Raw genomic sequence first — 12,794 nt, forward strand, 5'->3', positions numbered from 1 at the left:
CTTCAATGGGAACGACCACGATGGAAACGACACAGGACATGACGGACTTCACCGTCGACTACGGCTTGATCGAGGAGATCGCCAGCACCTTGTATATCCGTTCGCTCAAGCAGTTGCCGCCGGACGTGAAGGACGGCATTGCGAAGCTCGAAGCCAGCGAGCGCAACGACACCGCGCGCCGCGTGCTCGGCACGATGCGGCAGAACATCGTGGTGGCCGAGCAGACCGACAATCTGCTGTGTCAGGACACCGGCCTGCCGATCTACAACGTTACGCTAGGTGAGGGTGTGCGCTTCGACGGCTTGCGCCTGAAGGCGGCGATCCGCCGCGGCTGTGCGCGTGCCACGCATGAGCATCCGCTGCGCTCGTCGGTCGTGCATCCGCTCACGCGGCACAACGAGCAGAATTCGTGCGGCGTCGGGGTGCCCGTGATCCACATCGATTTCGACGCGACGCCGGGCACGCTGTCGATCGAAATGATCCCGAAAGGCAGCGGCTCGGAGAACAACTCGTTTCTGCGCATGGCGATTCCGGCCGAAGGGGTGGATGCGATCCGGCGCTTCGTGATCGACTGCGTGGTCGAGGCGGGCGGCAAGACCTGTCCGCCGACGATCGTCGGAGTGGGCGTCGGCGGCACCTCGGACCTGTGCGTCGCGCTGGCGAAGCGGGCGGCCACGCGGCCGCTCGGCACGCACTGCGACGACGAGCACGGCGCCGCGCTGGAGCGGCAGATGTCGGCGGCGGTCAATCAGCTGGGCGTCGGGCCGCAGGGCCTCGGCGGCGATGCCACCGCGTTCGCGGTACACGTCGAACTGGCGGCGACGCACATCACGATGAACCCGGTCGCGGTGAACATGCAGTGTCATTCGGCGCGGCGCGCGCGCGCCACGCTGAGCGCGCAGGGAGTCGAGTATGGCTACTGAAACGTCCATGAGCACGCCGTTGAACGCACCGACAAACGGCACGCATCACACGCTCGACATGCCAGCGAGCGAAGCGCAGATCCGCGCGCTGCGCATAGGCGACACGGTCACGCTGAACCGCACGCTGTTCGGCATTCGCGACGCCACCCAGATTCACATGTTCGATCACGGCCGCGCCACGCGCTTCGATCTGCGCGGCCACGCGGTGATCCATACCGCGCCGAACGTGCGGCGCGTCGACGTCTCGCCGCAGCATCCGGCGGGCTACGAGCCGGTGTGCATCGGCACGACGACGTCAATGCGCATGGAGCGCTTCACCGCGCCGCTGATGCAGACCTACGGCGTGCGCGCAGTGATCGGCAAAGGCGGGCTCGGCGCAGCGTCGAGCGCGGCGTTCGCGCAGTTCGGCGGCGTGTACCTCGCGATCGTCGGCGGCACGGCGGCGCTCGAAACCACGTGGATCGAGCAGATCGAAGACGTCGATCTCGACGATCTCAACCCGGAGTCGCTGTGGCGTTTGCGCATTCATCACTTCGGGCCGCTGCTGGTCGCGATGGACAGTCACGGCGGCAGCCTTTACAGCACCGTTCAACAGAACACGCGCACGCAGCGCGACGCGGTGCTCGCGTCGCTCGGCATTCGCGCTTGAGGCATCGGAGAGCGCATCGCAATGAAACAGTTCGATACCGACATCCTCATTCTCGGCAGCGGCGGTGCGGGTCTGTTCGCCGCCTTGCACGCGCAGGCCGCGGCGCCGCAATTGCGCATCACGATTGCTGTCAAAGGGCTGCTGGGCAAATGCGGCTGTACGCGCATGGTGCAGGGCGGCTACAACGTCGCGCTCGCGCCGGGCGATTCGGTCGAGCGCCACTTCATGGACACGATTGAAGGCGGCAAGTGGCTTTCGAATCAGGACCTCGCGTGGATGCTGGTGACGGGCGCGCTCGAACGGATTCGTGAACTCGAAAACGAACTGGGCTGCTTCTTCGACCGCAATCCGGACGGCTCGGTGCGGCAGAAAGCGTTCGCCGGACAGACATTCGACCGCACCGTGCACAAGGGCGACCAGACCGGCATCGAGATCATCAACCGGCTCGCGGAGCAGGTGTGGGCGCGCGGCATCGAGCGGCTCGAAGACCATCGCGCGGTGGAGTTCATCCGCAGCCGCGACGGGGCGACGCTCGCCGGCGTGCTGATGATCGACATGCGCAGCGGCGAATTCGTGTTCGTGCGCACGCGCGCGGTGCTGCTCGCGACCGGCGGCGGCCCGACCATGTATCGCTACCACACGCCGAGCGGCGACAAGAGCTGCGACGGCATGGCGATGGCGCTGCGCGCCGGCCTTACGCTGCGGGACATGGAGATGGTGCAGTTTCATCCGACCGGATTGCTCGCGGGCGGCGGCACGCGTATGACCGGCACCGTGCTGGAAGAGGGTTTGCGCGGCGCGGGCGGCTATCTGCTGACCGGCGCGGGCGAGCGCTTCATGCAGGCGTACGATCCGCGCGCGGAACGCGCGACCCGCGATGTGGTGTCGCGCAGCATCTTTCGCGAATTGCGCGCCGGGCACGCGACGCCGAACGGCGGCGTCTATCTGCAGATGCATCACCTCGGCGCGGACAGCGTGCGTCAGAAGTTCAAGGGCATGGTCGAGCGCTGCGCCGATTGCGGTTTCGATCTGGCGGGGGGCCTCGTCGAAGTGGTGCCGACCGCGCACTACATGATGGGCGGCGTCGTATTCGACGCGCAGTGCGCGACTACGCTGCCGGGCCTGTTCGTCGCCGGCGAGGATGCCGGCGGCGTGCATGGCGCGAACCGGCTGGGCGGCAATGGCGTGGCGAATTCGACGGTGTTCGGCGGCATTGCGGGCGACACGCTGGCCGCCTGGGTGCCGCGCCACGGCTATTTCGCCACCGCCGACACGGACGCGCTCAACGCGGCCATGGCGCGTTGCACGCGTCCATTGCACCAGCCGTCGGGCGACCTGGAAGCGATCCGCGACGCGCTCGCCGAGGTGATGTGGAACGACGTCGGCATTCTGCGCGACGCCGAGGGGCTCGAACGCGCACGCCGCCAGCTCGGCGAGCTGGAGACGCAGCTCGAACAGACCGGCGTCGACGGCCGCGACTTGCGCTTCAATCTGTCGTGGCACGACTGGATGAATCTGCGCAACCTGATCCTCGTGAGCCGCGCAATCACCGAATCCGCGCTGCTGCGTGAGAACTCGCGCGGCGCGCATTATCGCGAGGACTTTCCGGAAGCGGGCGATCTGGACACTTCCGAATACATGTGCCTGCGCCTCGAAGGCGAGCGCTTCGCCGCGAGCCGCCAGCGCGTTCAGTTCACGCGGGTTCGGCCAGGCGAGTCGTTGCTCGAAGAGGAAAGCTCGGCGGTGTCGATGAAATGACGCTTGACCGCGTCCGTGAACGCCTCGCGCGGATGGTCGCGCCGCTCCAGCAGGCCGACCCGGCGTGGCGTCACCCGCTGGGGCAAAGGCGTCACCTGCAGGCCCGACTCGCGGGTCCAGTTCGCGTTGGCGAGCAGCGGCACGATCGACACGCCGAAGCCGCGCCGCACCATCTCCGTGATCGCTTCGATCGAATTCAACTCCATGATTTCGTTGCGCGCCGTGCCGAGCTGGCGCAGCGCATTGTCGACCAACACGCCGGTCCACGTGTGACGGTCGAAGCGGATAAAGGGTTCTTCGAGCAGCGCGTCGATCGACGCGTGCGGTGCGCCCGCCGGTGAGATGAACACCATCGGCTCGCTGTACAGCATGGTCCATTTGAGCGCGGCCGGCAACGCGGACGGCGACTGCGCGACGATCGCCGCATCCAGTTCGCCGCTTTCAACACGCGCGGCGAAGTCGCTCGACAAACCCGTGAACAGCTTCAGATCGAGCCCTGCATAGCGCTGCTTGAGCTTGAGCATCGCGTCGGCGAACGCGCCCATCAGCGACGACACCAGCGCGCCCACGCGCACCGTGCCGGACAGTTCGCCGGCGTCGCCGGTCGCGAGAATCTGCCGGTAGTTGGCCACCAGCGTTTCCGCGAGCGGCAGCACCGCGCGGCCCTGCGCGCTGAGCGACACCGAACGCGCCGCGCGATCGAACAGCACGAGGTCGAGATCGCGTTCGAGCGAGCGCATCTGCAAGCCGACCGCGGCCTGCGTGAGACATACTTCCTCAGCGGCGGCCGCGAACGAACCGTGCCGCGCCACCGACAGAAATGTCACGAAATAGCGGATTGCGCTCAAAGCGGCCCCGGTTCGGTTCGTTCGTCAGGTCACGTTCATTGCATGCCCCAGCGCTGCACCGTATGACGCTCGAGCACGCGGAAAATCAGGTTCTCGACTGCGAGTCCGATCAGGATCACCGTGAACAGTCCGGCAAACACATTGGCGATGTCGAGCAGGTTTTTGTTCTCGTAGATGAACCAGCCGAGACCACCCGAACCCGAACTCACGCCGAACACCAGTTCCGCCGCGATCAATGTGCGCCACGCGAAGGCCCAGCCGATCTTCAGCCCGGTCAGGATGCTCGGAAACGCGGCGGGCACGAGAATCCGCCACACGTAGCGGCCGCCGCGCAGACCGTAGTTGCGCCCGACCATCTTCAGCGTATTGCTCACCGACAGAAACCCCGAGTGCGTATTCAATGCGACCGACCAGGTCACCGAATGCACCAGCACGAAGATCAGGCTGCCGTTGCCGAGGCCGAACCAGATCAGCGCGAGCGGCAGCAGCGCGATGGCCGGCAACGGATTGAGCATCGAGGTCATCGTCTCCAGAAAATCGGTGCCAATGCGCGAGGTGATCGCCGCCGCCGTGAGCAGGGCCGCGAGCACGATCCCGCATGCGTAGCCGATCAGCAGCACATGGATCGACGCCCACGCCTTGCCCGGCAACTCGCCGCTCGCAATGCTCTTGAAGAACGCCTCGATGGTCGCGCTGAACGTCGGAAAGAGCAGTGGATTGTTCAGCACGCGGCCATAGATCTCCCACACGCCCGCGAGCAGCAGCAGGATGATCAGCTTGCGTATCCACGCCTGGTTGTAGAGCCGCTCGAACGGCGACAGCGGCTTTTCGACGACGCTGAACTCGCGCGTTTGCGCCGGCTCGCGGACCACCTCGGAGCGTCGCACGAGAGCACGCGCGTCGCGCTGACCGGAACCGTCATGGGTAAGCATGTCAGACATTTTCCGCCCTCTCGATCTCGTCTTCGAACAGCATGTGCTGGATGCGCTTTTCGAGCGCAATAGCCTCTTGCGGCGTGCTCGCCGTTTCCAGTTCGGCCTTCACCTGGCCCGGGTGCGGCGACAGCAGCAGAATCCGGCTGCCGACCTTGATCGCCTCCGGAATCGAATGCGTGACGAACAGCACCGTGAAGCGCGTTTCCTCCCACAGCGCGAGCAGTTCGTCCTGCATCTTGCGGCGCGTGAGCGCGTCGAGTGCGGCGAACGGTTCGTCCATCAACAGGATGTCGGGCTCCATCGCCATGCCGCGCGCAATCGCGACGCGCTGCTTCATGCCGCCCGAGAGCGTATGCGGATAGCTGTCGGCGAACGACGCGAGATTGACCTTCTCGATGTAATGCATCGCGCGCTCATCGATCTCCTTGCCGTGCAGCCGATGCGAGGCCTGCAGCGCGAACATCACGTTCTGCCGCACCGTTTTCCACGGCAATAGCTGGTCGAATTCCTGGAACACCATCATCCGGTCGGGGCCCGGCCGCGTGACGGTCTTGCCCTTGAGCGAAATCGTGCCTTCGGTCGGCGCGAGATAGCCGCCGACGCTTTTCAGCAAGGTCGATTTGCCGCAACCGGACGGCCCCAGCAGCACGAAGCGATCGCTCTTGAACACTTCGAAGTCGACGCGGTAGGTCGCCATCACGAGCGTTTTCGGGGTCTTGTATTGCAGCGTCACGCCGCGCACGGCGAGCAGTGGCGCGGTGTCGGGATAAGGCGTGGCTTGGGTCGCGGCGCGCATGTCAGCTTCCTTGCAGGGATTGAGCGGTGGGGAAGAACATGTCCTTCCACGAAGCGGGCTTCTTTTTGATCAGACCCGTGCGCGCCATGAAGTCGGCGTATTTGATCGTGTTCTGCGGGACCGTGGTGAACGACACGTTGGGCGACGTGATCATTTTTTCCACGTCCTCGACGCTGCTCTTTTCCTTCGAGATCCGCAGGTAGGCGACCGCGGCCGCGTGCTTGTCGTGATTGATCCACGCCTGCGATTCATTCAGCGCGTCCATGAAGGCCTTCGTGAGTTTCGGGTTCTCCTGATAGAAGCGCGTCGTACACCAGACCAGATTGAAACTCGACTTGCCGCCGAGCACGTCGTACGAATTGAGCACGGTATGCACGTTCTGCTTCTGCAACTCCTGCTCCTGGAAAGGCGGCGAACCGAAATGCGCGGTGACCTCGCTGTTGCCGGACATCAGCGCCTGCTGCGCATCGGGATGCGAGAGCGACACGGTGTATTTATCGAGCTGCCCCTGGTTACCCGCGCCGAATGCTTTTTCGGCGGCCATCTGCAACGTGATTGCCTGGATCGACACCTTGGCCGCCGGCAACGCGATCTTGTCTTGGCCGGTGAAGTCCTTCAGCGTCTTTACTTTCGCGTTGGTCGTATTGAGCAGCAGCGGCATCGAATTGATCGCGGCGAGCGCCTTGACCTCGACCGGCGTGCCGGCGGTGCGCGACCACAGCAGCACGAGCGGTGCGACGCCGCCCGAGGCGATCTGCAACGAGTTGGAGAGCAGCGAGTCGTTCATCACGTTGCCGCCTGCGAACTCGACCCACGACACTTTCAGATCCTTGATGCCCTCCTGCGCCGCGTGTTTCTCGAACAGCTTCTGGTCCTGCATGATCATCAGCGGCAGGTAGCTCACGCCGTATTGCCGCGCGATCTTCACCTCGCTCAGTTCGGCTTGCGCGGCACCGGCGGCGAGCATGGCCGACAGGACGCAGCTCACGCCGATCGTTCGAAACAGTCTCTGCACGTTCATGGCTGGCACACCCTATGTTGGTGGAGCGCCGTCGCGGCGCGGGTGGGGAAGATCGGTCGAAAGCGGGGCGAGCAGGGGTAGGGCCGCTAGGACGTGAGCGTGGGCGCGCGCGCCTGAATGAATGACGGGGAAAACGGCGCTGGCGCGAATAGCGTGAGCGCCGTGAAGAGTGGGGCAAGCATCATGCGTGTCTCCAGTGGCCGGCGGTGCGCGGCGTGACGTTTTGCCCGCACAGGGCGCCGGCATGCGTTCGGCTTTTTTCCGATGCCTCGGGAAGCGCCTCGCGCCGCCTCGAGATGATCGGTGTGATTTAGGTCATCTGTATGAGTGTGGAGTCTAGGCGATGATGTAGGCGAAATCAAACTCGGGGAAACGCGAGATCGCGCGGCGGTCTCGAAGGATCGGCGCGCAGCCGCTTTGGTACGGGCGTCACAGGCCTCCAGCCGCGCGGCATAGTGGAAAACACTCCTCTAACACATATAGATGACCTAGTTGACATATGCCGAGTCGCCGCCTACTATCGGTTTCACCCCAGCGCGTTTCGAGCGCGTTGCCCCGGCGGCACCCCACCGCATTCATCACACGAACGGAGACGCTAATGAGCAATCCCACGGCAGACATCAACAGCACCCCGGCAGCGGGTGCGTCGCCCGAACGCAAGACGATCCACATCGTTCTGCACGAAGCGAAGGACACAGTCGGCGTGGCGGTCGTCGAGGGCATCAAGGCGGGCACGCAACTCAACGCATGGATCATGGACGACGACGAGATCGTCAGCTTCCCGGCGAAGCAGGACATTCCGATCGGTCACAAGGTGGCGCTCAAGGACATGGCCGTTGGCGATACGGTGTTCAAGTACGGCGTGGACATCGGCAAGGTGGTGGCGCCGATCAAGGCCGGCGAGCACGCGCACGTGCACAACATCAAGACGAAGCGCTGGTAAGCGGCGTTGCCGCACCACGCTGCGAGCACTATCACTTCGCGGAATCGAGCCGCACCAACCCGAACGAGAGAGACACCATGAGCGTGATTGACCTGGATACGACTTTCCGCGGCTATCGTCGCGACAACGGCCGCGTGGGCGTACGCAACCACGTGATCATCCTGCCGGTCGACGATCTGTCGAACGCCGCGGCGCAAGCGGTCGAACACAACATCAAGGGCACCATGGCGCTGCCGCATCCGTATGGGCGGCTGCAGTTCGGCGCCGATCTGGATCTGCACTTCCGCACGCTAATCGGCGCGGGCAGCAATCCGAACGTCGCGGCGGTGATCGTGATCGGCATCGAGGAAGGCTGGACCAAGCGCGTGGTCGACGGCATTGCGAAAACGGGCAAGCCGGTGATGGGCTTCGGCATCGAACTGCACGGCGATCACGACACGATCATGCGGGCGTCGAAGGCGGCGAAAGAAATGGTGCAGTACGCGACGTCGCTCGATCGCGAGGAATGTTCGATCTCGGATCTCTGGGTGTCGACCAAATGCGGCGAGTCGGACACCACGTCGGGCTGCGGCGCGAATCCGACCGTCGGCAATGCGTTCGACAAACTGTATGGCCTCGGCACCACGCTCGTGTTCGGCGAGACCTCGGAGCTGACCGGCGGCGAGCAGATCGTCGCCGCGCGCTGCGCGAACGACGGCGTGCGCGAGCGCTTCCAGTTCATGTTCGACCGCTATCAGGAGATGATCAACCGCTGGAAAACGGATGACCTCTCCGAGTCGCAGCCGACCAAGGGCAACATCGCGGGCGGCCTGACCACGATCGAAGAGAAGGCGCTCGGCAACATCCAGAAGATCGGCAAGAAGTGCATGGTGGACGGTGTGCTGGACAAAGCCGAGGAGCCGACGCATGCGGGGCTGTGGTTCATGGACTCGTCGTCGGCGGCCGCCGAAATGGTGACGCTGTGCGCGGCATCGGGCTTCGCGGTGCATTTCTTCCCGACCGGGCAGGGCAACGTGATCGGCAATCCGATCGTGCCGGTCATCAAGATCTGCGCGAATCCGCGCACGGTTCGCACCATGGGCGAACATATCGATGTGGACGTGACCGGCATCCTGCAGCGCGAGCAGAATCTCGACCAGAGCGGCGACAAGCTGCTCGCATGCATGATGGCGACGATCAACGGCCGCTTCACCGCGGCGGAAGCGCTCGGTCATCGCGAGTTCGTGCTGACGCGTCTGTTCGAAAGCGCCTGATTGCGGCGGTCTGGCCGCTGCGTTCATCTGGTAGTCTCGCTTTGCAGGATCAGTAGGCGAGCCCGCCAGCCACGAATGGAGCGGACCCCACATCCCGGCGCACGCCGGCACGGAGACTGGCCGCGACGCCCGCCCGTGCCGGCATTTCAGGCGGCAGCGGCGCCGGCTCGACATCTGGCAGCAGCGAGTGGAGGAGACACCATCTTGCGCGTGCTCAAACATCTCTACGTGCAGGTCCTGATCGGGCTTGCCGCGGGTATTCTCGTCGGTTATTTCTGGCCTAGGTTCGGCGTGGAAATGAAACCGCTTGGCGATACGTTCATTCGCCTCATCAAGATGCTGATCACGCTCGTGATCTTCTGCACCGTGTCGGTGGGCATCGCTCGCATGGAAAGCCTGAAGCAGGTCGGCCGCGTCGGCTTCAAGACGCTGCTGTACTTCGAGGTCGTGACCACCATCGCGCTCGTGCTCGGCCTCGTCGTCGCGAACGTGCTGCGCCCGGGCGAAGGACTCAACATCGATCCCGCTTCGCTCGATGCCCACGCGATGTCGCATTACGTGGCGGACGCGCACGTGAGCTCGTCGGGCTTCATCGACATGATCGTGCCGAACTCGGTGGTGGGCGCGTTCGCTCGTGGCGATCTGCTGCAGGTGCTGCTGTTCTCGGTGCTGTTCGGCATTGCGCTGTCGATCATGTCGCAACGCAGCCGCTTGCTGATGCGCGGCATCGAGCAGTTCGGCGACACGCTCATGCGCATCGTCGAGATGATCATGCGGCTCGCGCCGCTCGGTGCGTTCGGCGCGATCGCGTTCACGGTCGGCAAGTACGGCATCGGCACGTTGCAGCAACTCGGCCTGCTGATCCTGTGCTTCTACATCACCAGCATCCTGTTCATCGCGATCGTGCTCGGCGCGGCCGCGCGCTGGGCCGGTGTGGGGCTGTGGCCGCTTCTGCGCTACTTCCGCGAGGAACTGCTGATCGTACTCGGCACGTCCACCACGGAATCCGTGCTGCCGCGTCTGATGGAGAAGCTCGAACGCATGGGCTGCCCGCGCGCGATCGTCGGCCTTGTGCTGCCCACCGGCTATTCGTTCAACCTCGACGGCGCGGCGATCTATCTGACGATGACCTCGCTCTTCATCGCGCAGGCCACCAACACGCACCTGACGCTAATGCAACAGATCGGGCTGCTGGCGATCCTGATGCTGACGTCCAAAGGCGGCGCGGGGGTGGCGGGCGCGGCGCTGGTCGCGCTGACTGCCACGCTGTCGACCCACAACATCATTCCGGTGGCGGGCATCACGCTGATTCTCGGCGTCGACCGCGTGCTCAACGAAGTCCGCGCGCTGACCAACATGATCGGCAACGTGGTGGCGACGCTGGTGGTCGCGCGCTGGGAAGGCGCATTCGATGCGCGGGCGGCACGCGAATTCCTCGCCGCGCCGCGTGAAGTGCAGGCGCAGGTTCAACTGCCGCGGCAACCGCAGCCGAAGCCGCACGCGGCGCACCCGGTTCTCGACGAAACCAGCCGCCTCGCGGCGGGGAAGGGCAGCTAAATGACGACCGTCGCGAAGAAGATCGTTATCAGCGAGTTCATGGACGAAGCGGCGATCGACACGCTGCGGCAACGCTTCGACGTGCGCTTCGATCCCACGCTGTTCGAGACGCCCGGGCGGCTTGCCGCCGAACTGGCCGATGCGCACGCGCTGATCGTGCGAAATCGCACCCAGGTCACGGCGGCGCTGCTCGATGCCGGCGCGAGCCTCAGCGTGGTTGGACGGCTCGGCGTCGGCCTCGACAATCTTGATCTCGCCGCCTGCGCGGCTCGCAACGTGGCCGTGTTTCCGGCCACCGGCGCGAACGCGCAAGCCGTCGCCGAATACGTGATCGCTGCCGCGCTCGTGTTGCTGCGCGGCGCGTATCTGCACAGCGCCGAGGTCGCGGCGGGCGCATGGCCGCGCGAGGCTTTGTCGAGCGGACGGGAAGCCGCCGGCAGCGTATTGGCGGTAATCGGCTTCGGCGGCATCGGCCAGCGGGTCGCCGGGCTGGCGCGCGGGCTCGGCATGACGATAGTCGGCTACGATCCGCAGCAGCCCGCCGCCGCGCCGTGCTGGCGCAGCACCGGCGCACGCGCCATGGCGCTCGACGATGCGCTTGCGCTCGCCGATGTCGTCACGCTGCACGTGCCGCTGTGCGAGGCGACGCGCCATCTGCTCGATAGTGGGCGCATCGCGCGCCTCAGGCACGGCGCGATCGTGATCAATACGGCGCGCGGCGGCACGCTCGACGAACACGCGCTCGCTGCGGCGCTGCGTGAAGGGCGCCTCGCGGGCGCCGCGCTCGACGTCTTCGAGGACGAACCGTTGCGGCGCGGCTCGCCGCTCGCCGATGCGCCGAACCTGATTCTCACGCCGCATATTGCCGGCTTGACGAGGCAGGCCAACGAGCGCGTGAGTTCGCTCGTCGCCGACCGGGTGGCCGCTGCGTTGACGAACCCATCACCCGACACCGACCCGGTCGCCGACGCGAACGCGATGCCAGGGGCCCTGTAGGACTGAGGCCCCCTGAACCCACTGAACCAGAGGAATGATCGATGGCCCGACTGCTTCCCGACGCACTCACCGAGCTTGCCGTCGGCTCACTGCGCCGCGCCGGCGCGTTGCCGGCAACCGCTGACTCGACGGCGCGCGCGCTGGTCTATGCTGACCTGCGCGGCTTGTCGTCCCACGGCGTGTCGCGCCTGCCAATGTATTGCGCGCAGTTGCGCAACGGCCGCGTCGATCCCGCCGCGCAAGCGGCCATCGTCGCGGATCGCGGCGCGAGCGTGCTGATCGACGCCGCGGACGGTCTCGCGTATCCGGCCTGCGATCTCGCGGTGTCGACGCTGATCGAACGCGCGCGGCAATTCGGCAGCGCGGTGGCGGGCGTGAAGCGCAGCCATCACTTCGGCGTGGGCGCGGCTCATCTCGCCGCGCTCGGCGAAGCAGGCATGGTCGCGCTCGCGTTCAGCAATTCGCCGGGGGCGATGCCGGCATGGGGCGGCCGGCGCGCGCTGTTCGGCACCAATCCGATCGCGGCGGTGTTCCCGCGTCGCAAGGGCGAGCCGCTTGTGATCGACCTCGCGCTGTCGCAGATCGCGCGCGGCAAGATCGCGATCGCCGCGCGCGACGGCAAGCCGATTCCCGCAGGCTGGGCGACCACCCGCGACGGCTTGCCGACCACCGACGCGCGCGCTGCGCTCGACGGCATGATGTTGCCGTTTGGTGGCGCGAAAGGCGCGATGCTCGCGCTGGTCGTCGAATTGCTGGCGGCGGCGCTCACCGGCGCGAACTTCGGTTATGAAGCGGGCTCGTTCCTGACCGAGGAAGGTGAACGCTCGCGCATCGGCCATCTGTTCTGGGCGATCGATCCGGGGGCGCTCGCCGGCGACGACGCTTATCTGTCGCGCGTGGAAGCGTTGATCGCGATGATGCTCGAAGACGACGATGTGCGCTTGCCGGGTTATCGGCGCGAAAGCCTCGCGAGGACGGCGCAGCAGGAGGGCGTCGAGATCCCGGACGCGCTGATCGCGCAACTGCAGGGACGCGATTGAGCGCGCATCGCCAGTCAGCCCGTGATTGACACAGCGTCCTACTGAAAGCCCGACGGAAACTATCGGCAGCGCGGA

The 12,794-nt window shown here is 65.5% G+C and carries 12 protein-coding genes; 8 read left to right on the forward strand and 4 right to left on the reverse strand.

Annotated elements, in window-relative coordinates; genetic code table 11:
* Positions 1-5: 5 nt before the first annotated feature.
* The 3 genes from HV770_RS22995 to HV770_RS23005 are packed head-to-tail and all read left to right on the forward strand — an operon-like array spanning position 6 to position 3,330.
* Complete coding sequence (locus tag HV770_RS22995) at positions 6-923, forward strand: fumarate hydratase (protein WP_425497467.1); 918 nt, start codon at positions 6-8, stop codon at positions 921-923.
* The gene (locus HV770_RS23000; RefSeq protein ID WP_425497468.1) at positions 913-1,572 is read left to right on the forward strand and encodes a fumarate hydratase C-terminal domain-containing protein; all 660 of its coding nucleotides are present in this window, start codon (positions 913-915) and stop codon (positions 1,570-1,572) included. Before HV770_RS22995 ends, HV770_RS23000 begins: the two co-directional genes overlap by 11 nt.
* A 21-nt stretch (positions 1,573-1,593) precedes the next feature.
* Positions 1,594-3,330: an L-aspartate oxidase gene (locus HV770_RS23005; RefSeq protein WP_175163279.1), complete on the forward strand. Its 1,737-nt coding sequence runs from the start codon at positions 1,594-1,596 to the stop codon at positions 3,328-3,330.
* On the opposite strand, the gene HV770_RS23010 is transcribed toward HV770_RS23005, so the two are convergent.
* From HV770_RS23010 to HV770_RS23025, 4 genes are read right to left on the reverse strand one after another with little or no spacing between them, the layout of a single operon-like run.
* Positions 3,261-4,178, reverse strand: coding sequence for a LysR substrate-binding domain-containing protein (locus HV770_RS23010; protein WP_175163281.1), 918 nt, complete (start codon positions 4,176-4,178; stop codon positions 3,261-3,263). The genes HV770_RS23005 and HV770_RS23010 overlap by 70 nt on opposite strands.
* 35 nt (positions 4,179-4,213) lie before the next feature.
* The gene (locus HV770_RS23015; protein ID WP_175163283.1) at positions 4,214-5,119 is read right to left on the reverse strand and encodes an ABC transporter permease; all 906 of its coding nucleotides are present in this window, start codon (positions 5,117-5,119) and stop codon (positions 4,214-4,216) included.
* Entirely contained in the window at positions 5,112-5,909 is a 798-nt protein-coding gene (locus tag HV770_RS23020) for an ABC transporter ATP-binding protein (RefSeq protein WP_175163285.1), read from the reverse strand. Before HV770_RS23020 ends, HV770_RS23015 begins: the two co-directional genes overlap by 8 nt.
* 1 nt (position 5,910) lies before the next feature.
* Positions 5,911-6,930, reverse strand: coding sequence for an ABC transporter substrate-binding protein (locus tag HV770_RS23025; RefSeq protein WP_175163287.1), 1,020 nt, complete (start codon positions 6,928-6,930; stop codon positions 5,911-5,913).
* Positions 6,931-7,528: 598 nt separating this feature from the next.
* On the opposite strand from HV770_RS23025, the gene HV770_RS23030 reads away from it, so the two are divergent.
* The 5 genes from HV770_RS23030 to HV770_RS23050 all read left to right on the forward strand — a co-directional run bounded on the left by HV770_RS23030 (position 7,529) and on the right by HV770_RS23050 (position 12,719).
* On the forward strand, positions 7,529-7,873 hold the full coding sequence (locus HV770_RS23030) for a UxaA family hydrolase (protein ID WP_246291102.1): 345 nt from the start codon (positions 7,529-7,531) through the stop codon (positions 7,871-7,873).
* Positions 7,874-7,950: 77 nt separating this feature from the next.
* Positions 7,951-9,126 carry a UxaA family hydrolase gene (locus HV770_RS23035; RefSeq protein WP_175163289.1) on the forward strand — a complete coding sequence of 392 codons (1,176 nt, stop codon included), beginning with the start codon at positions 7,951-7,953 and terminating at the stop codon, positions 9,124-9,126.
* A gap of 204 nt (positions 9,127-9,330) precedes the next feature.
* Entirely contained in the window at positions 9,331-10,683 is a 1,353-nt protein-coding gene (gene dctA, locus HV770_RS23040; protein ID WP_175163291.1) for a C4-dicarboxylate transporter DctA, read from the forward strand.
* On the forward strand, positions 10,684-11,679 hold the full coding sequence (locus tag HV770_RS23045) for a hydroxyacid dehydrogenase (RefSeq protein WP_175163292.1): 996 nt from the start codon (positions 10,684-10,686) through the stop codon (positions 11,677-11,679).
* Between the two features lie 41 nt (positions 11,680-11,720).
* Positions 11,721-12,719: an Ldh family oxidoreductase gene (locus tag HV770_RS23050; RefSeq protein WP_175163294.1), complete on the forward strand. Its 999-nt coding sequence runs from the start codon at positions 11,721-11,723 to the stop codon at positions 12,717-12,719.
* Positions 12,720-12,794: the final 75 nt, after the last annotated feature.

This window comes from Paraburkholderia fynbosensis, from assembly GCF_902859935.1.
GTDB classification, from domain to species: domain Bacteria; phylum Pseudomonadota; class Gammaproteobacteria; order Burkholderiales; family Burkholderiaceae; genus Paraburkholderia; species Paraburkholderia fynbosensis.